Annotated in this window: 26 protein-coding genes; 12 read left to right on the plus strand and 14 right to left on the minus strand. The window is 71.4% G+C overall.

The genetic code is table 11. The features are described from left to right. The first annotated feature begins 84 nt into the window (after positions 1 to 84). Positions 85 to 507 carry a hypothetical protein gene (locus ACIF83_RS39415; protein WP_393468077.1) on the plus strand — a complete coding sequence of 141 codons (423 nt, stop codon included), beginning with the start codon at positions 85 to 87 and terminating at the stop codon, positions 505 to 507. Between the two features lie 83 nt (positions 508 to 590). Here ACIF83_RS39415 and ACIF83_RS39420 read toward each other — a convergent pair whose 3' ends face one another. The 3 genes from ACIF83_RS39420 to deoC are packed head-to-tail and all read right to left on the minus strand — an operon-like array spanning position 591 to position 3902. Further along, positions 591 to 1511 (minus strand): aldehyde dehydrogenase family protein, encoded by a 921-nt coding sequence (locus ACIF83_RS39420; protein ID WP_398137069.1) that lies wholly within the window; start codon positions 1509 to 1511, stop codon positions 591 to 593. After that, positions 1504 to 2940 carry an aldehyde dehydrogenase family protein gene (locus ACIF83_RS39425; RefSeq protein ID WP_399734544.1) on the minus strand — a complete coding sequence of 479 codons (1437 nt, stop codon included), beginning with the start codon at positions 2938 to 2940 and terminating at the stop codon, positions 1504 to 1506. Before ACIF83_RS39425 ends, ACIF83_RS39420 begins: the two co-directional genes overlap by 8 nt. 5 nt (positions 2941 to 2945) lie before the next feature. Then, positions 2946 to 3902, minus strand: coding sequence for a deoxyribose-phosphate aldolase (deoC, locus tag ACIF83_RS39430; protein ID WP_145880007.1), 957 nt, complete (start codon positions 3900 to 3902; stop codon positions 2946 to 2948). Positions 3903 to 4039: 137 nt separating this feature from the next. On the opposite strand from deoC, the gene ACIF83_RS39435 reads away from it, so the two are divergent. Together ACIF83_RS39435 and ACIF83_RS39440 are read left to right on the plus strand one after the other, a co-directional pair. After that, positions 4040 to 4699 carry a PH domain-containing protein gene (locus ACIF83_RS39435; protein ID WP_399734547.1) on the plus strand — a complete coding sequence of 220 codons (660 nt, stop codon included), beginning with the start codon at positions 4040 to 4042 and terminating at the stop codon, positions 4697 to 4699. 382 nt (positions 4700 to 5081) lie between these two features. After that, positions 5082 to 5429, plus strand: coding sequence for a hypothetical protein (locus tag ACIF83_RS39440; protein ID WP_399734550.1), 348 nt, complete (start codon positions 5082 to 5084; stop codon positions 5427 to 5429). A gap of 66 nt (positions 5430 to 5495) precedes the next feature. On the opposite strand, the gene ACIF83_RS39445 is transcribed toward ACIF83_RS39440, so the two are convergent. From ACIF83_RS39445 to ACIF83_RS39455, 3 genes are all read right to left on the minus strand, one after another. After that, a complete protein-coding gene (locus tag ACIF83_RS39445) occupies positions 5496 to 7130 on the minus strand; it encodes a phospho-sugar mutase (protein ID WP_399734552.1) in 1635 nt (544 codons plus the stop codon). A gap of 103 nt (positions 7131 to 7233) precedes the next feature. Further along, positions 7234 to 8058, minus strand: coding sequence for a purine-nucleoside phosphorylase (locus ACIF83_RS39450; RefSeq protein WP_393468097.1), 825 nt, complete (start codon positions 8056 to 8058; stop codon positions 7234 to 7236). A gap of 126 nt (positions 8059 to 8184) precedes the next feature. After that, entirely contained in the window at positions 8185 to 8622 is a 438-nt protein-coding gene (locus ACIF83_RS39455) for a gamma-glutamylcyclotransferase (RefSeq protein ID WP_393468100.1), read from the minus strand. Between the two features lie 97 nt (positions 8623 to 8719). On the opposite strand from ACIF83_RS39455, the gene ACIF83_RS39460 reads away from it, so the two are divergent. Together ACIF83_RS39460 and ACIF83_RS39465 are read left to right on the plus strand one after the other, a co-directional pair. Next, on the plus strand, positions 8720 to 10168 hold the full coding sequence (locus ACIF83_RS39460) for an NAD(P)H-quinone dehydrogenase (protein WP_393468102.1): 1449 nt from the start codon (positions 8720 to 8722) through the stop codon (positions 10166 to 10168). A 166-nt stretch (positions 10169 to 10334) separates the two neighbouring features. Beyond that, positions 10335 to 11258, plus strand: coding sequence for a DeoR/GlpR family DNA-binding transcription regulator (locus ACIF83_RS39465; protein WP_393468105.1), 924 nt, complete (start codon positions 10335 to 10337; stop codon positions 11256 to 11258). A gap of 167 nt (positions 11259 to 11425) precedes the next feature. Here the strand turns inward: ACIF83_RS39465 and ACIF83_RS39470 are convergent, their stop codons facing one another. Continuing rightward, positions 11426 to 13198 carry an acetyl/propionyl/methylcrotonyl-CoA carboxylase subunit alpha gene (locus ACIF83_RS39470; protein WP_393468108.1) on the minus strand — a complete coding sequence of 591 codons (1773 nt, stop codon included), beginning with the start codon at positions 13196 to 13198 and terminating at the stop codon, positions 11426 to 11428. Between the two features lie 375 nt (positions 13199 to 13573). Between ACIF83_RS39470 and ACIF83_RS39475 the strand changes: the two genes are divergently transcribed. Next, the gene (locus ACIF83_RS39475; RefSeq protein WP_393468111.1) at positions 13574 to 14158 is read left to right on the plus strand and encodes a hypothetical protein; all 585 of its coding nucleotides are present in this window, start codon (positions 13574 to 13576) and stop codon (positions 14156 to 14158) included. On the opposite strand, the gene ACIF83_RS39480 is transcribed toward ACIF83_RS39475, so the two are convergent. From ACIF83_RS39480 to ACIF83_RS39495, 4 genes are all read right to left on the minus strand, one after another. Beyond that, positions 14130 to 14747, minus strand: a complete 618-nt coding sequence (locus ACIF83_RS39480) for a Maf family protein (RefSeq protein ID WP_393468113.1) — start codon at positions 14745 to 14747, stop codon at positions 14130 to 14132. The genes ACIF83_RS39475 and ACIF83_RS39480 overlap by 29 nt on opposite strands. Before the next feature lie 26 nt (positions 14748 to 14773). Then, the gene (gene mmpB, locus ACIF83_RS39485) at positions 14774 to 14902 is read right to left on the minus strand and encodes a morphogenic membrane protein MmpB (protein ID WP_386579162.1); all 129 of its coding nucleotides are present in this window, start codon (positions 14900 to 14902) and stop codon (positions 14774 to 14776) included. 137 nt (positions 14903 to 15039) lie between these two features. Further along, positions 15040 to 15249 carry an acyl-CoA carboxylase epsilon subunit gene (locus ACIF83_RS39490; RefSeq protein ID WP_399734558.1) on the minus strand — a complete coding sequence of 70 codons (210 nt, stop codon included), beginning with the start codon at positions 15247 to 15249 and terminating at the stop codon, positions 15040 to 15042. 24 nt (positions 15250 to 15273) lie between these two features. Beyond that, positions 15274 to 16869, minus strand: a complete 1596-nt coding sequence (locus tag ACIF83_RS39495) for an acyl-CoA carboxylase subunit beta (protein WP_399734561.1) — start codon at positions 16867 to 16869, stop codon at positions 15274 to 15276. A 111-nt stretch (positions 16870 to 16980) separates the two neighbouring features. Between ACIF83_RS39495 and ACIF83_RS39500 the strand changes: the two genes are divergently transcribed. Continuing rightward, positions 16981 to 17841 carry a biotin--[acetyl-CoA-carboxylase] ligase gene (locus tag ACIF83_RS39500; RefSeq protein ID WP_393468119.1) on the plus strand — a complete coding sequence of 287 codons (861 nt, stop codon included), beginning with the start codon at positions 16981 to 16983 and terminating at the stop codon, positions 17839 to 17841. Positions 17842 to 18447: 606 nt separating this feature from the next. Further along, positions 18448 to 19563, plus strand: a complete 1116-nt coding sequence (locus tag ACIF83_RS39505; protein WP_393468122.1) for an adenylate/guanylate cyclase domain-containing protein — start codon at positions 18448 to 18450, stop codon at positions 19561 to 19563. Here the strand turns inward: ACIF83_RS39505 and ACIF83_RS39510 are convergent. Continuing rightward, positions 19554 to 20165 (minus strand): hypothetical protein, encoded by a 612-nt coding sequence (locus tag ACIF83_RS39510; RefSeq protein ID WP_399734565.1) that lies wholly within the window; start codon positions 20163 to 20165, stop codon positions 19554 to 19556. The genes ACIF83_RS39505 and ACIF83_RS39510 overlap by 10 nt on opposite strands. Positions 20166 to 20367: 202 nt before the next feature. On the opposite strand from ACIF83_RS39510, the gene ACIF83_RS39515 reads away from it, so the two are divergent. The 3 genes from ACIF83_RS39515 to hutH all read left to right on the plus strand — a co-directional run bounded on the left by ACIF83_RS39515 (position 20368) and on the right by hutH (position 24044). Beyond that, complete coding sequence (locus ACIF83_RS39515; protein WP_393468128.1) at positions 20368 to 21162, plus strand: enoyl-CoA hydratase/isomerase family protein; 795 nt, start codon at positions 20368 to 20370, stop codon at positions 21160 to 21162. Between the two features lie 91 nt (positions 21163 to 21253). Next, positions 21254 to 22441 carry a diguanylate cyclase domain-containing protein gene (locus tag ACIF83_RS39520; RefSeq protein ID WP_398137076.1) on the plus strand — a complete coding sequence of 396 codons (1188 nt, stop codon included), beginning with the start codon at positions 21254 to 21256 and terminating at the stop codon, positions 22439 to 22441. A 64-nt stretch (positions 22442 to 22505) separates the two neighbouring features. Next, on the plus strand, positions 22506 to 24044 hold the full coding sequence (hutH, locus tag ACIF83_RS39525; RefSeq protein ID WP_393469777.1) for a histidine ammonia-lyase: 1539 nt from the start codon (positions 22506 to 22508) through the stop codon (positions 24042 to 24044). A gap of 53 nt (positions 24045 to 24097) precedes the next feature. Here hutH and ACIF83_RS39530 read toward each other — a convergent pair whose 3' ends face one another. Further along, complete coding sequence (locus tag ACIF83_RS39530) at positions 24098 to 24892, minus strand: hypothetical protein (RefSeq protein ID WP_398137077.1); 795 nt, start codon at positions 24890 to 24892, stop codon at positions 24098 to 24100. A 42-nt stretch (positions 24893 to 24934) separates the two neighbouring features. After that, a complete protein-coding gene (locus ACIF83_RS39535) occupies positions 24935 to 25261 on the minus strand; it encodes an LAETG motif-containing sortase-dependent surface protein (protein ID WP_393468137.1) in 327 nt (108 codons plus the stop codon). 110 nt (positions 25262 to 25371) lie between these two features. Here ACIF83_RS39535 and ACIF83_RS39540 point away from each other — a divergent pair, with 110 nt between their 5' ends. Continuing rightward, entirely contained in the window at positions 25372 to 25716 is a 345-nt protein-coding gene (locus ACIF83_RS39540; RefSeq protein ID WP_399734571.1) for a hypothetical protein, read from the plus strand. Positions 25717 to 25924: the final 208 nt, after the last annotated feature.

The following is a 25924-nucleotide window of genomic DNA, read 5'->3' on the forward strand; positions in this document are numbered from 1 at the left end:
GGGTCGGCTTTTGAGCGTGACCCTCACCTCAACTACCCTATGTGCCGACCTCATTACCCTGCGCACCAGAAGGTGGCACCAGCGATGGCCCGACACGCTTCCCCCCAGCACCCCACCGCGCAGCGCGCCCTGATCGCCCTCGCGACCGCCGGAGCGGCCCTGGGAGCGGGCGCGGCGACGGCGCACGCGGCCGCCGCCCCGGTCCTCGACGTGCCGTGGCGTCCCACCTCGCTCGGCAACGTCGACCCCAAGGCGGGCCTGACGGCCCTCACCGGGACGGTCGGCTACGTCACCGGCCCGGTCGCCGGCCTCAAGCCCAACCCGCTCGCCGGTACCGGCGTCGACCCGCTCGACAACGGTGTGAGCACCCAGGTCGCCGACTTCAAGCCGGTCGGCTCGCAGATGCTGACGGCTCCGGTCGCGCAGGCCCGGTCGCTGAACGCGGTGCCGGGAGTGGGGCTGGTGACCGGCCTGCTGGGCGGTGGTACGGGCGCCCCGCTGGGCTGAACCCCGACCGGCACGAGGAGAGCCGCGCCGCCCCCGGACGGAGGGGTGGCGCGGCTCTCCGGCTCTGCGGGGCCGTCAGGCCGTCAGTACGACGAACCCGACGCGCCCAGCGAACCCGTCGGGTGCCAGACCGTCTTGGTCTCCAGGAACGCCGTCATGCGGTCGATGCCGGGAGTCGCCGACCAGTCGTCCACAGGCTGTGGACGAAGGACACGCTTCAGGTTGTCGGCCGCGGCGATCTCCAGCTCCTTCGCCAGGACGTCGTCGGCGCCGGCGAGGTCGATCGCGTTGACGTCCTGGTGCGCGGCCAGCGGGGCCGCGATCTCCGCCGTACCGCCGGAGAGGACGTTGACCACACCGCCGGGCAGGTCCGAGGTGGCCAGCACCTCGCCCAACGACAGGGCGGGGAGCGGGGACTTCTCGCTCGCGATCACGATCGCCGTGTTGCCGGTCGCGATCACCGGGGCGATCACGGACACCAGGCCCAGGAAGGAGGACTCCTGGGGGGCGAGGACGGTCACGACGCCCGTCGGCTCCGGCGAGGAGAGGTTGAAGAACGGGCCCGCGACCGGGTTCCCGCCGCCCACGACCTGGGCGATCTTGTCGGTCCAGCCCGCGTACCAGACCCAGCGGTCGATCGCGGCGTCCACCTGGGCGGCGGCCTTCGACTTGGACAGGCCCTCCGCGTCGGCGACCTCGCGGACGAACTGCTCGCGACGGCCCTCCAGCATCTCCGCGATGCGGTAGAGGATCTGGCCGCGGTTGTAGGCCGTGGCCCCCGACCAGCCGCCGAACGCCTTGCGGGCGGCGACGACCGCGTCACGGGCGTCCTTGCGGGAGGACCGGGGAGCGTTGGCCAGCCAGTTGCCCTTCGAGTCGGTCACCTCGTACACCCGGCCGCTCTCGGAACGCGGGAACTTCCCGCCGACGTACAGCTTGTAGGTCTTGAAAACGCTGAGCCGCTGCTGCTCGGACTTCTCGGTCTTCTCGGACTTCTCAGACATCGAGGTACGCCTCCAGGCCGTGGCGGCCGCCCTCGCGGCCGAAGCCCGACTCCTTGTAACCGCCGAACGGCGAGGTCGGGTCGAACTTGTTGAACGTGTTGGACCAGACGACGCCGGCGCGCAGCTTGTTCGCGACGGCCAGGATCCGGGAGCCCTTCTCGGTCCAGATGCCGGCGGAGAGGCCGTACTGGGTGTTGTTCGCCTTGGCGACGGCCTCGTCGGGCGTGCGGAAGGTGAGGACCGACAGCACCGGGCCGAAGATCTCGTCGCGGGCGATGGTGTGCGCCTGGGTGACGTTCGTGAACAGCGTCGGGGCGAACCAGTAGCCGGAGGCCGGCAGTTCGCAGGCGGGGGACCAGCGCTCGGCGCCCTCCGCCTCGCCCTGCTCGACGAGCGAGGTGATGCGGGAGAGCTGCTCGGCGGAGTTGATCGCGCCGATGTCGGTGTTCTTGTCCAGCGGGTCGCCGAGGCGCAGGGTCGACAGGCGGCGCTTGAGGGAGTCCAGCAGTTCGTCCTGGATCGACTCCTGGACCAGGAGGCGGCTGCCCGCGCAGCAGACCTGGCCCTGGTTGAAGAAGATGCCCGTGACGATGCCCTCGACGGCCTGGTCGATCGGGGCGTCGTCGAAGACGATGTTGGCGCCCTTGCCGCCCAGTTCGAGGGTGAGCTTCTTCTTCGTGCCCGCGACCGTGCGGGCGATCTCCTTGCCCACGGCCGTGGAGCCGGTGAAGGCGACCTTGTTGACGTCCGGGTGCCCGACGAGCGCGGCGCCCGCGTCGCCGTAGCCCGGAAGGATGTTGACGACACCCTTGGGCAGGCCCGCCTGGCGGCAGATGTCCGCGAAGAAGAGCGCGGAGAGCGGGGTGGTCTCGGCGGGCTTGAGGACGACCGTGTTGCCGGTCGCCAGCGCCGGGGCGATCTTCCATGCCAGCATCAGCAGCGGGAAGTTCCAGGGGATGACCTGGCCCGCGACACCCAGCGGGCGCGGGTTCGCGCCGAAGCCGGCGTGGTCGAGCTTGTCCGCCCAGCCCGCGTAGTAGAAGAAGTGCGCGGCGACCAGCGGGAGGTCCGCGTCGCGGGTCTCCTTGATCGGCTTGCCGTTGTCCAGCGTCTCCAGCACGGCCAGCTCACGGCTGCGCTCCTGGACGATGCGGGCGATGCGGAACAGGTACTTGGCGCGCTCGGAGCCCGGCAGCGCCGACCACTTCTCGAACGCCTTGCGGGCGGCCTTCACCGCACGGTCGACGTCCGCCTCGCCCGCCTGGGCGACCTCGGAGAGGACCTCCTCGGTGGACGGGCTGACCGTCTTGAAGACCTTGCCGTCGGCCGCCTCGGTGAACTCACCGTCGATGAACAGGCCGTAGGAGGGCGCGATGTCGACGACGGAGCGGGACTCGGGCGCCGGTGCGTACTCGAATGCGGATGCCATGGTGATCAGTCCACCGTCACGTAGTCGGGGCCGGAGTAGCGGCCGGTGGCCAGCTTCTGACGCTGCATCAGCAGATCGTTCAGGAGCGAGGAGGCGCCGAAGCGGAACCAGTGGTTGTCCAGCCAGTCCTCGCCCGCGGTCTCGTTGACCAGGACCAGGAACTTGACGGCGTCCTTGGTGGTGCGGATGCCGCCGGCGGGCTTCACGCCGATCTGGACGCCGGTCTGGGCGCGGAAGTCGCGCACCGCCTCCAGCATCAGCAGGGTGTTGGCGGGGGTCGCGTTCACGCCGACCTTGCCGGTGGACGTCTTGATGAAGTCCGCGCCCGCCAGCATGCCCAGCCAGCTCGCCCGGCGGATGTTGTCGTACGTCGACAGCTCGCCGGTCTCGAAGATGACCTTCAGCCGGGCGCTCGACCCGCAGACCTCCTTCACGGCGACGATCTCGTCGTACACCTTCAGGTACCTGCCCGCGAGGAACGCGCCCCGGTCGATCACCATGTCGATCTCGTCGGCGCCCGCGGCGACGGCGTCACGGACGTCGGCGAGCTTCACGTCGAGGGCGGCGCGGCCGGCCGGGAACGCGGTGGCCACCGAGGCGACCTTCACGCCGGAGCCGGCGACGGCCTCCTTGGCGACGGCCACCATGTCGGGGTAGACACAGACGGCGGCCGTGGTCGGCGTCGTCCGGTCCGTCGGGTCCGGGTGGACCGCCTTGGCGCCGAGCGCCCGGACCTTGCCCGGGGTGTCCGCGCCTTCCAGCGTCGTCAGGTCGACCATCGAGATGGCGAGGTCGATGGCGTACGCCTTCGCGGTGGTCTTGATGGAACGGGTGCCGAGAGACGCGGCGCGCGCCTCCAGGCCGACCGCGTCGACGCCGGGCAGCCCGTGGAGGAAGCGGCGCAGCGTGCTGTCGGACGCGGCGACGTCAGCGAGAGCGTGTGCTGTGGGTGCAGTGGGCATGGTCACCAGACGAGCATATCTACGCGCGTAGCGGCTGTATAGCCCCGGGTGCTCATTGCCTCGTTGTCGATCACGGATGAGCGCCGCCACGGGGGCGCATGGCGGCGCTCGCGCCGGCGTCGTGCAGAATCGGGACCATGACGACCCCGGACCACCAGTCGGGCACCACCAAGGACCTGACCTACCGCTCGCCCCTGGCGCTCATGGCCGGTGTGCTGCTGCTCGCGCTGGCCGCCTGGCTGGGCTTCGACGCGCTGGTGCACGGCGGCGGGCGCACCCCCTGGATCGCACTCGCCGTGCTGATCCTGGTCGTCCCGCTGGTGATCGCCTTCACCCTGCGGCCGGCGGTCTTCTCGGGCGAGGACCGGCTGCGGGTCCGCAACCCGTTCCGGCTGATCACCCTGCCCTGGGGGGAGGTCGCCTCCCTGCGCTCCGGCTACACCAACGAGGTCATCGACAACTCCGGCACCAAGTACCAGCTGTGGGCCATCCCCGTGTCGCTGCGCGCCCGCAAGAAGGCGGCGCGCCAGCAGAGCCGGGCGAACGCGGCGGCCAAGGGCGAGGGACGCTCCTCCGGCCCGGGGCCCGGCTTCGGCATCTTCGGCGGCTTCGGCGGCCACGACGGGCCGACCCGTGCCGAGACCGACCAGATCATGGACGACCTGCGCGCCGCCCAGGAGCGGCGCGGGCAGGCCAAGTCGGCGCAGGGCGAGGTGACCGTGCGCTGGGCCTACGAGGTGATCGCGCCCGTGGTCGCCGGGGCGGTGCTGCTGGCCGTGCTGCTGGCGATCGGGTGAGGGCGGCCGCCGGGGCCTGACGCCCAGCCCGCTCACAGTCGTACGGGTCATCATCGGCTGCCGCTGCGCGCAACCGCCGGGACCGCGACCTGCTGTGCCGTCCGACAGTCTGGAAGTCGCCGCTGCCGGAGCGGTCGACGGGGCCGGTGCGGCCCCTGTCCGACGGGGCGCTACGGCCTCTGCTGGCCAAGGAGAAGCGGACCGCGGTGCGCGAGGCGGCCTACGAGGAGTGCCGCCAGGCGGTTCGCGCGGCCGTCGCCCACGGGACGCCCACCGAGGCCCCGGAGGGCGTACGGCGCCGGCGGGCGGGCCTGCTCGACTGGCTCAGCGGGCTGCTGCTGATGCTGTGGGGCGGGTACGTCCTCTGTGGCGCGAGCGGCCCGTGGCATCCCTGCTCGGCACGGCCCTCTGGATCGGCGGCATCCGGAGGCTGCCGCGCAGGTTCGCCTGGCGGATCACCGCCGACAGCGAGGGGCCGTGGTTCACCGGGCTGCGCGGCAGCCAGCACATCGCCTGGGACGACCTGAGGAAGGTCGAGTGCGTGGCAAACCTGTCATCCGGGCCAGGCGCCGACAGGCGGTACTCGCTCGCTCCCGCCAGGACGCGCTTGAACGCAATTGAGAGCCAGCAGTTCCAAACCCCTACGAGCGGACGGCGGCCGAGATCACCTGTGGCGCTCGCGGTGGTGCTGGCCGTGGCATGGACGGCGGCCGTCGTGTTCCGCCCGTAGGCCGCTGCCCGGGTACACCGAAGGGGTGCCCCTGATTCCAGGGGCACCCCTTCGGCGTAGGTGAACTCAGATGCCGGCGGCGGCGGACAGGTCCCGCTTGATGGCCGCGAGCAGGTCGGCCGCGCGGGTGTGGGCGGCCGGGAGGCCGGCGTGGGCCGCGACCGGTACGACGACCTCCAGGTAGCACTTGAGCTTGGGCTCGGTGCCGCTGGGGCGGACGATGACGCGTGCGCCGTCGAGGGTGTAGCGCAGGCCGTCGGTGGGCGGGAGCTTGTCCGTGCCCTGGGTGAGGTCCTCGGCGCGGGTGATGGCCAGACCGGCCAGCTCGGTCGGGGGCTGCTCGCGCAGGCGGCGCATCGCGTCCGAGATGACGGAGAGGTCCTGGACGCGGACCGACAGCTGGTCGGTGGCGTGCAGGCCGTGCTCCACGGCCAGGTCGTCCAGCAGGTCGAGGAGGGTGCGGCCCTGCTCCTTGAGCACCGAGGCCAGCTCGGTGATCAGAAGCGCGGCGGTGATGCCGTCCTTGTCCCGGACGCCGTCCGGGTCCACGCAGTAGCCGAGGGCCTCCTCGTAGCCGTAGCGCAGGCCGTCCACGCGGGCGATCCACTTGAAGCCGGTGAGGGTCTCCTCGTACGGCAGGCCCGCCTTCTCGGCGATCCGGCCGAGCAGGGAGGAGGAGACGATCGACTCCGCGAAGGTGCCGGTGGCTCCGCGGCTCACCAGATGTGCGGCGAGCAGCGCACCCACCTCGTCGCCGCGCAGCATGCGCCAGTCGGACCCCTCCTTGACGGCCACCGCGCAGCGGTCGGCGTCGGGGTCGTTGGCGATGACCAGGTCCGGGTCGGTCGCGCGGGCCTGCGCGAACGCCAGTTCCATCGCGCCCGGCTCCTCCGGGTTGGGGAAGGCGACGGTCGGGAAGTCCGGGTCCGGGTCGGCCTGCTCGGCGACCAGCACCGGCTCGGGGAAGCCGGCGCGGGCGAACGCGGCCAGCAGGACGTCCCTGCCGACGCCGTGCATCGCCGTGTAGACCGTGCGGGCGGTGCGCGGCGAGCCGGCGGCAAGGACGGCGTCGGTACGGGCCAGATAGGCGTCCAGTACCGAGTCGTCCAGGGTCTCCCAGCTTCCCCCGTCCGGGCGGGGGACGTCGTTCAGCGAGACGATCGCGTCGATCTCGGCGGCGATCTCCGCGTCCGCAGGCGGGACGATCTGGGAGCCGTCGCCGAGGTAGACCTTGTAGCCGTTGTCCCGGGGCGGGTTGTGGCTGGCGGTGACCTCCACGCCCGCGACCGCGCCCAGGTGCCTTATCGCGAAGGCCAGGACGGGGGTCGGCAGGGGACGGGGGAGGACGGCCGCGCGCAGGCCGGCACCGGTCATGACGGCGGCGGTGTCCCGGGCGAAGTCGGCGGACTTGTGGCGGGCGTCGTAGCCGATGACCACGAGGCCGCCGTGCCGGCCCTTGTTCTTCAGGTAGGCGGCGAGGCCGGCGGCGGCGCGGATGACCACCGAGCGGTTCATGCGCATCGGGCCGGCGCCGAGTTCGCCCCGCAGGCCGGCTGTGCCGAACTGGAGGGTGCCGCTGAAGCGGGCGGAGAGTTCGGTGACGTCCCCGGCCTCGATCAGCTTGGCCAGTTCGTCGCGGGTCTCCGGGTCCGGGTCCTCGGCGAGCCATGCGCTGGCCTTGGCGATGAGATCGTCGTGCACCTTGGGATCAACCTCTCCTGTGTCTGCCTGCCGTCCGAGGGCTCCGCCCCCAGACCCCCGTTCGCCCACCGGCCCACCCGGATCGGTGGGCCGCAGAGCCCGCTTACAGCCTGCCCAGCACCTGCGTCAGCAGCTGCCCCATGCGCGCCGCCGAGTCACGGCCCGCCTGGAGGACCTCCTCGTGGTTGAGGGGCTCGCCGGTCATGCCCGCCGCGAGGTTGGTGACCAGGGAGATGCCCAGCACCTCGGCGCCGGCCTCACGGGCGGCGATCGCCTCGAGGACCGTGGACATGCCGACCAGGTCCGCGCCGATCACACGGGCCATGCGGATCTCGGCCGGGGTCTCGTAGTGCGGGCCGGGGAACTGTGCGTAGACGCCCTCCTCCAGGGAGGAGTCGATCTCCTTGCACAGGGCGCGCAGACGGGGGGAGTAGAGGTCCGTCAGGTCGACGAAGTTGGCGCCGACGATCGGGGACGTGGCCGTCAGGTTGATGTGGTCGCTGATCAGGACCGGCTGGCCGGGGCGCATGCCCTCGCGCAGGCCGCCGCAGCCGTTGGTGAGGACCACGGTCTTGCAGCCGGCGGCGACGGCCGTGCGGACGCCGTGCGCGACGGCGGCCACGCCGCGGCCCTCGTAGTAGTGCGTGCGGCCCAGGAAGACCAGGGCGCGCTTGTCACCGAAGGAGTACGAGCGGATCTTGCCGCCGTGCCCCTCGACGGCCGGCGGCGGGAAGCCGGGCAGCTCGGTGACCTGGAACTCGGCGTCGGGAGCGCCCAGGGCGTCGACGGCCGGAGCCCAGCCGGAGCCCATCACGAGGGCGACGTCGTGGGTCTCGGCGCCGGTGAGTTCGCGCAGGCGCGAGGCGGCGGCGTCGGCGGCGGCGTAGGGGTCGCCCTGGATGTCGTCCGGAAGAAGAGATGCGTTCACGCCGATGAGGGTAGCCGGTCTTCGCCTACGCGCGTAGATGACAGACCTCACGGGAATGCTTTCGTTGTCTTGTCGTTTCCGACGAAGCGTGGGCAAAGCCGCAGGAAGGCCGCTGCCCGGCCGGCCTCAGCAGGGGCGCTTGCGGAGTTCCATCACATAGTCGTGGGGCGCCCCGGCCGATTCGGCCGCGTCCGCGATCTCCCCCAGGTACCGGGCCGAGGGCAGGCCGCCCTCGTAGGCGTTGAGGGCGTACGTCCATGCCGACTCCTCGCCGTCCAGGGTGTGCACGCGGACCCGGATCCGGCGGTAGATGCCGAGGCCGACGGCCTCCCAGCGGTCGAGGGACTCCTCGTCCATGGGCGCGACGTCGTACAGGCCGACGAAGACCTGGGCGCCGGGCTCCTCGACGATCGTCGCCAGCGCGCCCTCCCAGCCCAGCTGTTCGCCGCCGAACGTCAGCCGCCAGCCGTTCAGCCAGCCGATGGCGCGCAGCGGGGAGTGCGGGGCGCGGCGGGACATCAACCGCGCTTCGAGGTTTCCGGCGTACGCGGCATAGAGCGACATGGGGAGAGGGTACGGCAGGAGAAACACCTGTCTCTTCCGTACCGGAGACAGCCGCCCGACGCCCCCCGGGCAGTAGCACCTTGAAGCGTGCGGGACAATGGGGTACGTGACTCGGATCGTGATCATCGGTGGCGGACCCGGCGGATACGAAGCGGCGCTGGTCGCCGCTCAGCTCGGTGCGGAGGTGACCGTCGTCGACTGCGACGGTCTGGGCGGAGCGTCGGTGCTGACCGACTGCGTGCCGTCGAAGACCCTTATCGCTACGGCCGAGGTGATGACCACCTTCGACTCCTCCTACGAGGAGCTGGGGATCATCGTCGCCGACGACACCCCGCCGCTGGAGCAGGCGGCCCGGGTGGTGGGCGTGGACCTGGGGAAGGTCAACCGCCGTGTGAAGCGGCTCGCGCTCGCCCAGTCGCACGACATCACCGCGTCCGTCACGCGCGCCGGCGCCCGGGTCATGCGCGGCCGCGGCCGGCTGGACGGCATGCAGGCCCTCGACGGTTCCCGCAAGGTGGTCGTCGCCGCCGCCGACGGCACCGAGGAGACCCTCACCGCCGACGCCGTCCTCATCGCCACCGGTGGTCACCCGCGCGAGCTGCCCGACGCCCAGCCCGACGGCGAGCGCATCCTCAACTGGACCCAGGTCTACGACCTCACCGAGCTGCCGGAAGAGCTGATCGTGGTCGGCTCCGGTGTGACCGGTGCCGAGTTCGCCGGCGCCTACCAGGCGCTCGGTTCCAAGGTGACCCTGGTGTCCTCGCGCGACCGCGTGCTGCCGGGTGAGGACCCGGACGCCGCCGCCGTCCTGGAAGACGTCTTCCGGCGCCGCGGCATGAACGTCATGGCCCGCTCCCGCGCGCAGTCCGCCAAGCGCGTCGGCGACCGGGTCGAGGTGACGCTGGCCGACGGCCGCGTCATCACCGGCTCGCACTGCCTCATGGCCGTCGGCGCCATCCCGAACAGCGCGGGTCTCGGGCTGGAGGAGGCGGGCGTGAAGCTGCGCGACTCGGGCCACATCTGGACCGACAAGGTCTCGCGTACGACCGCTCCCGGCGTCTACGCGGCCGGTGACGTGACCGGTGTCTTCGCGCTCGCGTCCGTCGCCGCCATGCAGGGACGTATCGCCATGTACCACTTCCTCGGCGACGCGGTGGCCCCGCTGAACCTCAAGACGGTCTCCTCCAACGTCTTCACCGACCCCGAGATCGCCACCGTCGGCTACACCCAGGCGGACGTGGACGCGGGCAAGATCGACGCCCGGGTCGTGAAGCTGCCGCTGCTGCGTAACCCGCGCGCCAAGATGCAGGGCATCCGGGACGGCTTCGTGAAGATCTTCTGCCGGCCGGGTACCGGGATCGTCGTGGGCGGTGTCGTGGTGGCGCCGCGCGCCTCGGAACTGATCCACCCCATCTCGATCGCCGTCGACAACAATCTGACGGTCGAACAGATCGCGAACGCCTTCACGGTGTACCCCTCCCTCTCGGGGTCGATCGCGGAGGTGGCACGGCAGCTGCACACCCGCAAGGCGGGCGCCGAGGCCTGACGGCCGGGCCCGACTTCCCGCTGGTCACGGGGAGTTGTCGAGCATGCGTGCGGCATAGGCGGGAAGATTAGGCCTTATACCACTTCCCGTCCCACCGTGCGAACAACTTCTGTTATTCGGCGCAAACTGCTGAAAGCAGACGGTCGTTGGGGTTACTGTCAGTTTCGTGTTCGCTGCAGAACGTCGCCAATTGATCCTCGAAATGGTGCGAGCGAACGGGGCCGTGTCGCTCCGTGAACTCGCCCGCGTCGTCCAGACCTCCGAAGTGACCGTACGGCGGGACGTGCGCGCACTGGAGGCAGAAGGACTCCTCGACCGCCGGCACGGCGGTGCGGTACTACCGGGCGGGTTCACGCGGGAGTCCGGCTTTCCGCAGAAGTCCCATCTCGCGACCGCCGAGAAGACGGCCATCGCCGATCTCGCCGCGGGACTCGTCGGAGAGGGCGAGGCCATCGTGGTCGGCGCGGGTACGACCACGCAGGAGCTGGCCCGCCGGCTCGCGCGGGTGCCCGGGCTGACCGTCGTCACCAACTCCCTTCTGGTGGCACAGGCGCTGGCCCATGCCAACCGCGTGGAGGTCGTGATGACCGGCGGCACCCTGCGCGGTTCCAACTACGCCCTCGTCGGCTCCGGAGCGGAGCAGTCCCTGCAGGGGCTGCGGGTGTCGAAGGCGTTCCTCTCGGGGAGCGGCCTGACCGCGGAGCGGGGGCTGTCCACGTCCAACATGCTCTCGGCGTCCGTCGACCGTGCGCTGGTGCAGGCCGCGGCGGAGGTCGTGGTCCTCGCCGACCACACCAAGCTGGGTACCGACACGATGTTCCAGACGGTGCCGACCGATGTCATCACCCGGCTGGTCACCGACGAGCCGCCCGCGCACGACGATCGCGCCGGCACGGAGTTGCAGGCTCTCGCGGATCAGGGGGTGCAGATCGCTGTCGCGGGGGCGAGCAGCCCTCCGGGGGGTGAGCAGGTCCCGGCGCGGCGCCCGCTGCCGGGGCCGCGGCGGGGGCAGGGCGGACTGCGGGGGATGCTGGGGGAGCAGTCGCCGGGCGTTGAGCGGGGGCGCGTCGCTGATCTTCGTAGGCGCTGAGGAGCCTATTCGCCGTAGGGTTTCGAGTCGTCGGGCGGGTGCGGCTTCGTTGTGGTTGTTCGCGCAGTTCCCCGCGCCCCTTTAGGTTGGCTGCTCCCCGGCTCGTCGAAAGAGGAACGCCCGGCAGAGCGAAGTCGCTCCACCGGGCGTCACTCGGGTTCTTGCTGTCAGTCCTTGATCTCGCAGATCGCGGCGCCGGACGTCACCGAGGCGCCGACCTCGAAGTTGAGGCCCTTGATGGTGCCCGCCTTGTGGGCGTTGAGGGGCTGTTCCATCTTCATGGCCTCGAGGACGACCACCAGGTCGCCTTCCTTGACCTCCTGGCCCTCCTCGACCGCGACCTTCACGATCGTGCCCTGCATCGGGGAGGCGAGGGTGTCGCCGGAGGCCACCGGACCGGACTTCTTGGCCGCGCGGCGCTTCGGCTTGGCGCCGGCGGCGAGGCCGGTGCGGGCCAGGGACATGCCCAGGGAGGCCGGGAGGGAGACCTCCAGGCGCTTGCCGCCGACCTCGACGACGACCGTCTCGCGGCCCGTCTCCTCCTCGCCCTCGGCCTCGGCGGGGGTCGCGAACGGCTTGATCTCGTTGACGAACTCCGTCTCGATCCAGCGGGTGTGGACCGTGAAGGGCTCGGCGGAGCCGGTCAGCTCCGGGGCGAACGCCGGGTCCTGCACGACCGCACGGTGGAACGGGATCGCCGTGGCCATGCCCTCGACCTGGAACTCCTCCAGGGCGCGGGAGGCCCGCTCCAGGGCCTCCTTGCGGGTGCGGCCGGTGACGATCAGCTTGGCGAGCAGGGAGTCCCAGGCCGGGCCGATGACCGAGCCGGACTCCACGCCCGCGTCCAGGCGGACGCCGGGGCCGGACGGCGGGGTGAACTTGGTGACCGTGCCGGGAGCCGGGAGGAAGTTGCGGCCCGGGTCCTCGCCGTTGATCCGGAACTCGAACGAGTGTCCGCGCAGGGCGGGGTCGCCGTAGCCCAGCTCCTCGCCGTCGGCGATGCGGAACATCTCACGGACCAGGTCGATGCCGGCGACCTCCTCGGTCACCGGGTGCTCCACCTGGAGGCGGGTGTTCACCTCGAGGAAGGAGATCGTGCCGTCCTGGCCGACCAGGAACTCACAGGTTCCGGCACCCTCGTAGGCGGCCTCCTTCAGGATCGCCTTCGAGGCGCGGTACAGCTCGGCGACCTGCTCCTCGGAGAGGAACGGTGCCGGCGCCTCCTCGACCAGCTTCTGGTGGCGACGCTGCAGGGAGCAGTCACGGGTGGAGACCACGACCACGTTGCCGTGCTTGTCGGCGAGGCACTGGGTCTCGACGTGGCGGGGGCGGTCGAGGTAGCGCTCGACGAAGCACTCGCCCCGGCCGAAGGCGGCGACCGCCTCGCGGACCGCCGACTCGTACAGCTCCGGGACCTCTTCGAGGGTGCGGGCGACCTTCAGGCCGCGGCCGCCGCCACCGAAGGCGGCCTTGATGGCGATCGGCAGGCCGTGCTGCTCGGCGAAGGCCACGACCTCCTCGGCACCGCTCACCGGGTCGGGCGTACCGGCCACCAGGGGGGCGCCGGCGCGCTGGGCGATGTGACGGGCGGCGACCTTGTCACCCAGGTCGCGGATGGCCTGCGGGGGCGGGCCGATCCAGATCAGACCGGCGTCCAGGACCGCCTGCGCGAAGTCGGCGTTCTCCGAGAGGAAGCCGTAGCCCGGGTGGACCGCGTCCGCACCGGATTCGCGCGCGGCGTTCAGCACCTTCTCGATGTCCAGATAGCTGGTGGCGGGGGTCTCACCACCCAGGGCGAACGCCTCATCCGCGGCGCGGACATGCAGAGCGTCCCGGTCCGGGTCGGCGTAGACGGCCACGCTCGCGATCCCGGCGTCCCGGCAGGCCCGGGCAACGCGGACAGCGATTTCGCCACGGTTGGCGATGAGCACCTTGCGCACGATTGAGGCTCCCTCCTTGAAACAAGCCGAGTTTAGGGACTGCCGACACGGCACTTCGACCCGTCCCCAATGGTGAGCTTGCCCACACGGAGCGTGATACGAGGCTCGCTCGACCCGCGAAATCCCTTGTCGCACCTCGGTACGCAGGACTCCTCCGGAAAACCCTAGCCCCGCCATGTGGTCAAGGTCTCTGTGAGAGCGTGCTGCGGCCCACTCTGTTTCTTTGTCGAGTCCCTACGAATGGCCCAATGATTCTTTGCTGGTGACCGAACCCTTGTCCCTGGGTTTACCCGTTAGTAGCGTTCGCGATGACTCGAACGTACTTCAGGTAACAGCAGCTCTGCTCGGGCTGAGGTCGAAGGTGGGTGGGGGCCGGTGGTGCGCAGACCGGTGGCATGGGTCGTGGCGGTCGTCCTCTTGGCCGAGGCGTTGGTGATCGGGGCGCTGAACTGGTTCCTCGGGGTGGTGGTGGACCGGCAGCAGATGTCCCTGGCCGGCCTCGACCCCGACGTCATGTCGAAGTCCTCGAAGATCGGCGGGGTGGCCTTCGGCCTCTACTTCGCTTTGTGCGCTCTGGTGGCCCTGCTGGTGGCGATACGCAACCGCGCCCCCGCGGGCTTCGGGCGTGTCGTGCTGATCAGCGTGGCGGTGGTGCACGGCCTGCTGGGCGCCTTCACCCTGAGTCTGGTGGGCTGGCCGGCCTTCGTGTTCATGGTCGTGATGCTCGGCCTCCTCGTCCTGCTCCTGGTGTCGTACGACCGTGAGGACGGCCCGGAGCAGAGTGCCTCCGGCGATGCCCCGGAGGCGGGCGGCGACCCGAAGGCCGAGGGCGAGCCGGCCGGGCCCCCGGGCGTCGTGGGCGAGTCGCACAGCCGGACGGACGAGCCCCAGGACGGGGACGAAGAGCCGCAGGACTCCGTCCCCGCCCAGATCACTCAGCCGGTGCCCACAACTCGGTGATGCCGATCCCCAGTTCGGCCAGCAGCCGCCGCACGAGGGGCAGACTGATGCCGATCACGTTGCCGTGGTCGCCGTTGATGCCCTCGATGAACGGCGCCGAGAGGCCGTCCAGGGTGAACGCTCCGGCGACGTAGAGGGGTTCGCCCGAGGCCACGTACGCGGCGATCTCCTCGTCCGAGGGCTCGCCGAAGTGGACGACGGTGGAGGCGAGCCCGGCCACGTACCGCTTGGCCGTCGTGTCCCAGATGCAGTGGCCCGTCTGGAGGGTCCCGGCGCGCCCGCGCATCGCCTTCCAGCGGGCGGTGGCCTCCTCGGCGTCGGCAGGCTTGCCGAGCGCCTGTCCGTCCAGCTCCAGCACCGAGTCACAGCCGATCACGAGGGCGCCCTGCACCTCCGGCTTCGCCGCCACGACGGAGGCCTTGGCCTCGGCGAGAGCGAGCGCCAGCTCGGCCGGCGTCGGTGCGGTGACGGCGTCCTCGTCGACGCCGCTCACGATCACCTCGGGGGCGAGGCCGGCCTGGCGGAGCAGGCCCAGGCGGGCGGGGGACTGGGAGGCGAGCACGAGGCGTCTGCGCGGCTTTGCAGTCATGCGGTCAGGTTAGCGGGGCCGCTGGGCTACCTCAGGCCGAGCACGATCATGCCGAGGAACATGGCCAGGGCCATGACGAAGCCGAGCCGCCGGAGCATCTCCTGCGTGTCGCGGAGTTCCTTCGGCGGCTCGTCTTCGGGGTCTGACCACAGCATGGTGTCCAGCGTGTGGTTTTTTTTGTGCCGGGTGCCTGAGTACAAGTACTCAAGTCGGCACCCGGTACTGCTCTGAGCTGCGCCCACGCGGCGGAGCCGCATATCGATACAGCCCCGCACCCCCGAGGGAATCGGCCTCAGCTCGGCCAGTAGGTGCGGGTCCACGACGCCGGGCCCGGGCGCGGGACGCGGTGGCCCGCGATGCGGGCCGGGTCCGACCAGGAGTCCCTCGGACCCGGTGCGCCGGGCGGCGTTGCTGCTGCCGCCGCGGCGCGGGCGCGGACCACCGCCAAAGCGGCGGCCAGCTCCTCCGGGGTGGGGTTGCCTCGTACGACCTTGATGTTCATGACCGCTCCAAGGGTCCGCGGGGCCTAGAGGGGGATGTTGCCGTGCTTCTTCGGAGGCAGGGATTCCCGCTTGGTGCGCAGCTGACGCAGACCCCGGACGATGTGGCCGCGGGTGTCCGACGGCATGATCACCGCGTCGATGTAGCCGCGCTCGGCCGCGATGTAGGGGTTGAGGAGGGTGTCCTCGTACTCCTGGATCAGGCGCGCGCGGACCGCCTCGAGGTCCTCGCCGTTCGCCTCTGCCTCCGCGATCGTGCGGCGGTGCAGGATGTTGACCGCGCCCTGGGCGCCCATCACGGCGATCTGGGCGGTCGGCCAGGCGAGGTTGAGGTCGGCACCCAGGTGCTTGGAGCCCATGACGTCGTACGCGCCGCCGAAGGCCTTGCGGGTGATGACCGTGATGAGCGGGACGGTCGCCTCCGCGTAGGCGTAGATCAGCTTCGCGCCGCGGCGGATGATGCCCGTGTGCTCCTGGTCGACGCCCGGGAGGAAGCCCGGCACGTCCACGAAGGTGAGCACCGGGAGGTTGAAGGCGTCGCAGGTGCGCACGAAGCGCGCCGCCTTCTCGCTGGCGTCGATGTCGAGGCAGCCGGCGAACTGCATCGGCTGGTTCGCGACGATGCCCACCGGGTGGCCCTCGACCCGGCCGAAGCCGGTGACGATGTTCGGCGCGAACAGCGCCTGCGACTCGAAGAACTCGGCGTCGTCCAGGACGTGTTCGACCACCGTGCGGATGTCGTACGGCTGGTTCGCGCTGTCCGGGACCAGGGTGTCCAGCTCAAGGTCCTCCGCGGTGACGGTGAGGTCCGCCTCCTCCGGGAAGACCGGGGGCTCGCTGAGGTTGTTGGACGGCAGGTACGACAGCAGCTGCTTGACGTACTCGATGGCGTCCTTCTCGTCGCCGGCCATGTGGTGGGCCACGCCGGACGTCGAGTTGTGGGTGCGGGCGCCGCCCAGCTCCTCGAAGCCGACGTCCTCGCCGGTGACCGTCTTGATGACGTCCGGGCCCGTGATGAACATGTGGGACGTCTGGTCGACCATGACCGTGAAGTCGGTGATCGCGGGTGAGTAGACCGCACCGCCCGCGCACGGGCCGACGACCAGGCTGATCTGCGGGATCACGCCGGACGCGTGGGTGTTGCGGCGGAAGATCTCGCCGTACGCGCCGAGGGAGGCGACTCCCTCCTGGATGCGGGCGCCGCCGGAGTCGTTGATGCCGATGACCGGGCAGCCGGTCTTCAGCGCGAAGTCCATGACCTTGACGATCTTCTGGCCGTAGACCTCGCCGAGCGCGCCGCCGAAGACCGTGAAGTCCTGCGAGAACACCGCTACGGGGCGGCCGTCGACCGTGCCGTAGCCCGTGACGACGCCGTCGCCGTACGGGCGGTTCTTCTCCAGCCCGAAGTTGCTGGAGCGGTGGCGGGCGAACTCGTCCAACTCGACGAAGGAGCCCTCGTCGAGCAGCAGCTCGATGCGCTCACGCGCCGTCAGCTTGCCCTTGGCGTGCTGCTTTTCGACGGCGCGCTCCGAGCCGGCGTGCGTCGCCTCATGGATACGGCGCTGCAGATCCGCGAGCTTGCCCGCGGTCGTGTGAATGTCGATCTCTTCCGGCTCGGACATCGGGATCGCGGCTCCCTGCCTGCTCAAAAGGGGGGACGGTTACTCATCCGTAGCGTAGTGGCGCGCCTTCGTGTCGGCAGTGCGGCGTTTCCCACACCTAGGGTGACTTGCATGACGCCGCACAATGCATCAGACGACAGCCGTTGGTCCGACCTGGACCGTCCGCCCCTGAACGCCGCCGCGCTGCGGAAGGCCCTGGTGCGGGAGGGGGGTCTGTGGTCGGAGCTGGACGTGGTCCAGCGCACCGGCTCCACCAATTCCGACCTCGTGGCCCGGGCCGTCGCGGGCAAGGCGGGGGAGGGCGCGGTCCTGGTCGCCGAGGAGCAGACCTCCGGGCGGGGGCGGCTGGAGCGGGAGTGGACCGCGCCTGCTCGGTCGGGGCTCTTCTTCTCCGTTCTGCTCAAGCCGGTCGAGGTGCCGGTGGCCCGGTGGGGGTGGCTGCCGCTGCTCACCGGGGTGGCGGTGGCGACCGGTCTGTCCCGGGCCGCCGGTGTGGACACGGCACTCAAATGGCCCAACGACGTGCTGGTGACCGTGGGTGAGGAGGAGCGGAAGACGGGGGGCATCCTGGCGGAGCGGGCCGCGGACGACGGGGTCGTGGTCGGCGTCGGGATCAACGTCACGCTTCGTGCCGAGGAGCTGCCTGTGCCGCAGGCGGGGTCGCTGGCGCTGGCCGGGGCGGTGAGCACGGACCGGGATCCGCTGCTGCGGGCTGTGCTGCGGTCGCTGGAGGAGTGGTACGGGCGGTGGCGCGCGGCCGGGGGCGATCCGGGGCTCAGTGGGCTCCAGGAGACCTATGCGGCGGGGTGCGCGACGCTCGGGCGGGCGGTGCGGGCCGAGCTGCCGGGGGATCGGGCGCTGGTGGGCGAGGCGGTCGCCGTCGATGGGGACGGGCGGCTCGTCATCGCTACGGAGCGTGGTGTGCAGGAGCCTGTGGGGGCGGGGGACATCGTGCATCTGCGGCCTGCGTGAGGGTGCCTGCGGCGCGTTTGCGGGCTTGGGTGGGTGCGGGTGCCTGTGGCGCGTTTGCGGGCTTGGGTGGGTGCGGGTGCCTCTTGCGGTGCCTGTCTGGGCTTGGGTGGTGTCCCTGCGGCGCCGGTCCGGGCTTGGGTGGGTGCGCCTGTGCGGCTGCTGGTTGGGGTGCATGCGGGGCGTTTGCGGGCTTGGGGCTCCTGCCTGCGGCGCCTGTGTCGGCTCGGTGTGGGTGCGCGCAGCGCCCAGGGTGGGGTGTGGGTCGGGGCCGCGCCCGGGGGGTGTCCGTCCTCGGAACGGCGCGGAATCGGTTGGCGGCACAGGCGCCGGTGTCGACGCGCCGACCGCTGCGGGCGGACACCCCCGGCACGTCCCCTTCCCGCCGTGGGCGGCTGCGGGTGCTTCACGGCGCAGGCCGGCATCGTTCGGCGTTCGAGGACGGGGGCCGGGGCGGCAGCCACGGGGTGGCCCGTGCCGACGCCGGGTGACTTGACCGGTGCCGATGCGTCGGCGTCGGGTGAACCCTACGGAGTGAGCTGGCGCACACCTGCCGTAGAGTTGAGGCCGGTCGATACCTGACCGTGGCAGATCGGAAGGGCAGCAGGCGTGACCGTCGACGACACGGGCTCCGGCGCGGACGCGGACGGCCGGGTGGACCTCCACGCCGCCGACTCCGGCGAGGATCCGCTTGCCCTGCGTCTCGAGCAGCTCATCCTGGGGGCCGAGCGGCGCTACACCCCTTTTCAGGCGGCCCGCAGCGCCGGTGTCTCCATGGAGCTGGCGTCGCGGTTCTGGCGAGCCATGGGGTTCGCGGACATCGGGCAGGCCAAGGCGCTCACCGAGGCCGACGTGCTGGCCCTGCGGCGGCTCGCCGGTCTGGTGGAGGCGGGGCTGCTGAGTGAGGCCATGGCCGTCCAGGTCGCGCGGTCGACCGGGCAGACCACCGCCCGTTTGGCGGAGTGGCAGATCGATTCCTTTCTGGAGGGGCTGACCGAGCCCCCCGAGCCGGGCATGACCCGCACCGAGGTGACGTACCCGATCGTCGAGCTGCTCCTGCCCGAGCTGGAGGAGTTCCTGGTCTATGTGTGGCGCCGCCAGCTCGCCGCCTCGGCCGGCCGCGTCGTGCAGACCGGCGACGACGAGGAGATGGTCGACCGGCGGCTGGCCGTCGGCTTCGCCGACCTCGTCGGGTTCACGCGGCTGACCCGGCGGATGGAGGAGGAGGAGCTGGGCGAGCTGGTCGAGGCCTTCGAGACCACGGCCGCCGACCTGGTCGCCGCGCGGGGCGGGCGGCTCATCAAGACCCTCGGCGACGAGGTGCTGTACGCCGCCGACGACGCGGGTGTCGCCGCGGACATCGCCCTGCGGCTGGTCGAGACGATGGCCAACGACGAGACGATGCCCGAACTGCGGGTCGGGATGGCGTTCGGAACGGTGACCACCCGGATGGGGGATGTCTTCGGCACGACCGTCAACCTGGCGTCGAGGCTGACCTCGATAGCGCCGCGTGACGCCGTCCTGGTCGACAGTGCCTTCGCCGAGGAGCTGATCCGCACCGCTGAGGCGCCCGCCTCCGAGGCCGAGGCCGCTGCCGCCGCCGAGAAGGAGGGCGAGGAGCCGCCCAAGTACCGCTTCGCGCTCCAGCCGATGTGGCAGCGGCCGGTTCGCGGGCTCGGTGTGGTCGAGCCGTGGCTGCTCAATCGCCGCGACGGTCAGTCCTGAGGGACTGAGTTCTGACGGGCGCCGGGCAGGTCCACGCACAGGGCGATCACCGGTACGCACACCCCGCCCTGCTCCGGTGCGGGTGCCTGTGTGGTCTGGCTGGGCGTCGGTGTGGGGGTCCGGGTGGGCGTGGGCGTCGCGGGTGTCGTGGGTGAGGGGCGGGGGGCCGTTGTCTTCGGGGCGCTCGTCGGGATCGTGGTCGGGATGCCCGTGCTGTCGGGGAGCGTCGTGAGCGTCGTGGGTGTCGCCTGCGGGGTGGTTGTGGTCGTGGGGGCTGCGCTGAAACCGCCCATGACCGATGTCGCCGAGGGCAGGGTCGTGGGGGTGCTGTCGTTCGCCGGGGCGGATGCGTGGCCGGTGGTGCCGTTCGGGTCCGGGCGGGGCTCTGCCTCCGCCGTGCCCGGGGCGCCGACCCCGGAGTCCGGGGCCACCCGGACGAGGCTGAGTACTCCGGCGGCCACGGCCAGGCCGCCCGCGGCCAGCAGGACCTTGCGGGGGCGGGACTTGCGGTGGCGTCCGCGGCGGATGAGGGGCAGGACGGGGTGCGTCGTCTCCGCCGGCTTTCTCTCGGCCGTGCCGGGCTGTGCAGGTATCGGTGCCATGAGGTTCCTCCCCGCCGTACGCCCCGGGTGCGCTGCGGCGGAGCGCACGCTATGCGCTCTTGTGGGCGGTGTGGGGTGAGACGGCCGGGATGTCACTCGAACGGGCGTAGAACAGCGGGCGGGGGCGGCTCTTTCCCGGGGCGGGGTACGGCTGCGATGATCGGGCCGACAGTGAGTTAACCCGCGTTAACCGGAGGGTGTCATGAGCGAGGAGCGGTTCGGGGAGTTCGTGCTGGTGCGGCGGCACGGACATGTGGCCGAGCTGGTGCTGGACCGGCCCAAGGCCATGAACGCCGTCTCGACGGAGATGGCCCGTTCCGTCGCGGCCGCGTGTACGGCGCTCGGTGCCGACCGGGACGCGCGGGTGGTCGTCCTGACCTCGTCCCATGAGCGGGCGTTCTGCGTGGGAGCCGATCTGAAGGAGCGGAACTCGTTCAGCGACGCGGATCTGGTGCGCCAGCGACCGGTGGCGCGCGGGGCGTACACCGGGGTGCTGGAACTGCCCATGCCGACGATCGCCGCCGTGCACGGCTTTGCCCTGGGCGGCGGATTCGAACTGGCCCTGTCCTGCGACCTGATCGTGGCGGACCGTACGGCGGTGGTGGGGCTGCCGGAGGTGTCCGTGGGAGTGATTCCGGGGGGTGGCGGTACGCAGCTGCTGCCGCGGCGGGTCGGGGCGGCTCGGGCGGCCGAGCTGATCTTCTCGGCGCGGCGGTTGGAGGCGGCCGAGGCCGCCGAGCTGGGGCTGGTGGACCAGTTGGTGGAGGAGGGACGGGACCGCGAGGAGGCGCTGGCGCTGGGGGCGCGGATCGCCGGGAACTCGCCGGTGGGGCTGCGGGCGGCGAAGCGGGCGCTGCGGCTCGGGCACGGGCTGGATCTGCGGGCCGGCCTGGAGGTCGAGGACGCGGCGTGGCGGTCCGTGGCGTTCTCGGGGGACCGGGCGGAGGGTGTGGCCGCGTTCAACGAGAAGCGGAAGCCGGAGTGGCCCGGGGAGTGAGTCGGGGGTGTGCGTCTCGGGTGTGTTCTGTGGCCACCTGATCGCCACGCTCCTATCCCCATTTGCCTCATTTCATCCCTAACCTGGGGTGATGGGTGAGGACAAGCGGCTCGCCGCCGTGGTGGCGCTGGCTCAGGGGATGGCGGCGGCGCACACCCCGCGGGAGTCGTGGCGGGCCGCCGCGCTCGGTGCGTGCCGGGCGCTGGACGGGAGGTTCGCCGCGCTGTCGGTGTGGGAGCGGGAGCTGGGCCGGCTGCGGGTCCTGGTGAACGTGGGGGAGCGCCGCCCGGACGAGGAGGAGTTCCCGGAGGCCGAGGCCTATCCGGTGCACCAGTTCCCGGAGATCACCGAGTTCCTGCATGAGCGCTGGGCGGGCGGGGGCGAGCCGAACGCCTGGGTGGAGACCGCCGAGGGCACGGCCGCCGGCACCCCCGGCTACCACCACCATCGTGTCGCCGCCCTGCGCCGCAGGGGCCGCGGCTGCTGTCTGGTCGCCCCTGTCGTGCTGCACGGCAGGGCCTGGGGCGAGCTGTATGTCGCCCGCGCGGCCGGCGAGCCCGTGTTCGGGCGGGCGGACGCCGACTTCGCCACGGTTCTGGCCGCCGTCGTCGCCGCGGGCATCGCGCAGACCGAGCGGCTGGAGGAGGCCCACCGGCTCGCGTTCACCGACGCCCTCACCGGCCTCGCCAACCGCCGTGCCGTGGACGTGAGTCTGGAAGAGGCTGTCGAGCGGCATCGCGCGGACGGTGTCGTCGTCAGTCTCGTCGTCTGCGATCTCAACGGGCTCAAGAGGGTCAACGACACACTCGGGCATGCGGTGGGGGACCGGCTGCTGGAGCGGTTCGGGTCGGTGCTGTCGCTGTGCGGGGCAATGGTGCCGGGGGCGCTCGCGGCGCGGCTCGGTGGGGATGAGTTCTGCTTGTTGGCGGTGGGGCCGTCGGCCGATGACGTGGTCAAGGCTGCGGGCGAACTGTGCCGCAGGGCCGCCGAGTTGGAGCTGGGGGAAGGGGTGGCGTGCGGGGTGGCCTCGACCGAGGAGGCCATCGGGCCCGTGCGCTCGGCGCGGCGGCTGTTCCGGCTGGCCGACGCCGCCCAGTACCGGGCCAAGGCCATGCGCGCGGACCGGCCGGTGGTGGCGGGCCGGGAGGGGCCGGACGACCCTGTCGTACGCCTCGCCGACGAGCCGTCGCCCGAGCGGGCCGAGCGCGGAGAGCGGCGGCGCTTCCGCGGGCGCCGGCCGCCCGGGGGCGGCCGTGAGGTGAAGCACACGGATCGGTAAGGGTCACTCCTGTTCCCCACTAGTGACATCAAGGCATTCAATGCGTACGCTCCTGAATATGGATATGCACACTGTGGTGGTGGGGACGTCCGGTGTCACCGCGTCCGACGTTCTCGCCGTGGCGCGCGGCGGCGCCCGGATCGAGCTGTCGGCGGAGGCGGTGGCGGCCCTCGCGGCGGCCCGGGAGATCGTGGACGCGCTGGCGGCCAAGCCGGACCCGGTCTACGGCGTCTCCACCGGTTTCGGAGCCCTGGCGACCCGGCACATCAGCCAGGAACTGCGCGCCCAGCTGCAGCGCAACATCGTCCGCTCGCACGCCGCCGGCATGGGCCCGCGGGTCGAGCGTGAGGTCGTACGGGCCCTGATGTTCCTGCGCCTCAAGACCGTCTGCTCGGGACACACGGGTGTGCGGCCCGAGGTCGCGCAGACCATGGCCGACGTGCTGAACGCCGGGATCACCCCGGTCGTGCACGAGTACGGCTCGCTCGGCTGCTCCGGCGACCTGGCCCCGCTGTCCCACTGCGCCCTCGCGCTGATGGGCGAAGGGGACGCGGAGGGCCCCGACGGCACCGTCCGGCCCGCCGGTGAGCTGCTCGCCGAGCACGGGATCCAGCCCGTCGAGCTGCGCGAGAAGGAGGGCCTGGCCCTCCTGAACGGCACCGACGGCATGCTCGGCATGCTGGTCATGGCCCTCGCCGACCTCGACGCCCTGTACAAGTCCGCCGACATCACCGCCGCCCTCAGCATGGAGGCGCTGCTCGGCACGGACAAGGTCCTCGCGCCCGAGCTGCACGCCATCCGGCCGCACCCGGGGCAGGGCGCCTCGGCGGCCAACATGCTCGCCGTCCTCAAGGACTCCGGGCTCACCGGGCACCACCAGGACGACGCGCCCCGCGTCCAGGACGCCTACTCGGTGCGCTGCGCACCGCAGGTCGCCGGTGCCGGGCGGGACACCCTCGCGTACGCCCGTCTCGTCGCCGAGCGGGAGCTCGCCTCCGCCGTCGACAACCCCGTCGTGCTGCCCGACGGCCGCGTCGAGTCCAACGGCAACTTCCACGGCGCCCCCGTGGCGTACGTCCTGGACTTCCTCGCCATCGCGGCCGCCGACCTCGGCTCCATCGCCGAGCGCCGCACCGACCGGCTGCTGGACAAGAACCGCAGCCACGGGCTCCCGCCGTTCCTCGCCGACGACGCCGGTGTCGACTCCGGGCTCATGATCGCCCAGTACACGCAGGCCGCGCTGGTCAGCGAGATGAAGCGGCTGGCCGTTCCCGCCTCCGCGGACTCGATCCCGTCCTCCGCGATGCAGGAGGACCACGTGTCCATGGGCTGGTCGGCCGCGCGCAAGCTGCGCACCGCCGTCGACAACCTCACCCGGATCATCGCCGTCGAGCTGTACGCCGCCACCCGCGGCATCGAGCTGCGCGAGGGCCTGACCCCGGCGCCCGCCTCGCAGGCCGTGATCGAGGCCGTGCGCGCGGCCGGTGTGCAGGGTCCCGGCCCGGACCGGTTCCTGGCCCCCGACCTGGCCGCCGCCGACGCCTTCGTGCGCGGGGGTCACCTCGTCGCTGCCGCGGAGACGGTCACCGGTCCGCTCCAGTAGGACGTGGAAAGAGTGAAGGGGCCCTGCCGTTCGGCAGGGCCCCTTTCACGACGTCACTTCAGCTTGGCCGCCTGGGCCTTGATGACCGGGGCCGACACCGTGTAGGCCTTCTTGCTCATCATCGCGCCGATGTTGATGGTGGTGTACGTGGCGAGGGTGTTCCCGTGCCGCACGACCTCGGCGTGGAGCGGCATGACCCCGTCCTTGCCCGAGTCGTTGGTCGCCGTGAAGGCCACCGACTCGTCGCCCGTGCCCGAGGACTTCTCCTCCTCGACCTTGGTGAACTTGCCCTTCTCGCCGTCCTGCTCGCCGGAGAAGCCGCCCGAGCAGGACTTCACCGCGTCGGTCACCGACTTCAGGGCCGACTCGGCGCCGTCACCGTCGTACGAGGCCAGGGTGACCACGGTGACGTCCAGGTCCATGGACTCGTTGAGCGCGTCCTCGAACTTGCCGTCGGCCAGGTCGTCCAGGGACGTCGCCTTGTCCGTGGGGTCCTTCTTGTCCTCGGTGGCCATGCGGCTGGTGTTCGTCGCCGGCTCGCCGGGCGCGATGCCGGTCAGGGCGCGGAGTACCGGGTCGCACTGGGCGTCGTCCGACTTGACCTTGCTCTTGTCGGGGATGCCGCCCTCGACGGGGCCGACCTTGTAGCCGGGCACCTCGCCCTTGGCGATGATCAGCTGCTTCAGCTCGGCGACGCTCAGCGCCTTCGCGGCCGAGCTCCCGTCCTTGCCGCCCTTGCCGTCCCCGGAGTCCTTCGAACCTCCGTCGGAGCAGCCGGTGATGAGGGCGAGCGACAGCGCGCTCACAGCTGCGGTGGCGCACAGCCGCACGCCCGATGATCTCTTCATGGGCGGACTATGCGTTCTCCGTCAAAGAAGAGTCAAGCGCAATTAAAAGCCGAGGCGTTCCCGGCGTACCGAATACACCACGAATCCGGCACCCACGGCGAGGAACAGGCTGCCGCCGACCACGTAAGGCGTGGTGTCGAAGCTGCCGGTGTCGGCGAGCTGGGTGCTGTCCGCGGCGCCCGAGGCGTCCGTGGTCGCGGCCTCGGATATCGCCTTCGCCTGCTGGGTGACCTGCGTCGTTCCGGTCACCTCCGTGGTCGCTCTGGCCGTGCCGTCCTGCGACGCGTTGGCGGACGGGACGAACCACAGGGCGCACAGCAGGGTCCCCGCGGCGGTGGCGGTCAGCAGCGGACGGCGAGCGGATGGCACGGAATATCGATCCCCCTTGTGACGCTGGCGAATTGGCCGTGTGGGGCGATGTTAGTGAAAATCGCGGGTCACAGGAAAGTCACGGGAGGTTTCAGTCGTACGCTCCGGTCATGAGCACGGAAGAGACATCACGTTTTGTACGGCTTCGGGTGGAGCTGGTTCTTGAGGTGCACGACGAGGACGAGGTGACCAAGGCCGCGCTGCGCCGGCTCACCGCCGATACCGAGCTGCCTCCGGAGGAGCGGGCCCATGCCGAGAACGCTGTGACGGAAGACACCGCGGAGGCCCTCGCCTATCTCGTGGACCCGTTCGACCTGGTGAGCGAGGTGCCGGGGGTGGAACTCCAGCAGGCCTCCTGGTCCAGCGAGCGGATCGAGTACGACCCGGATTCGCCGGACTGGGAACTGGACGAGGAGGATGGGGGCGACGACGAGGAAGAGGGCGGCATCGGCTGAGCGGCTCGGGGAACCCGACCCCGGACGGCAACCGCCGTCCGGGGTCTCGTCGTTTCGGGGAGCGCACGGACGACTTCCGCGCCACCCGTCCCGGGCGGGACGTGGCGTGGCCCACACCTGTGATCTATGTGGAACGGGAGGCACCGGCCGTAGCGTTAAAGGTTCCCAACGGGGGCTTTCGGGGATTCCGCGGATTCGGCAGCGATGG

The organism is Streptomyces sp. NPDC085866, assembly GCF_044541035.1.
Classification (GTDB): domain Bacteria; phylum Actinomycetota; class Actinomycetes; order Streptomycetales; family Streptomycetaceae; genus Streptomyces.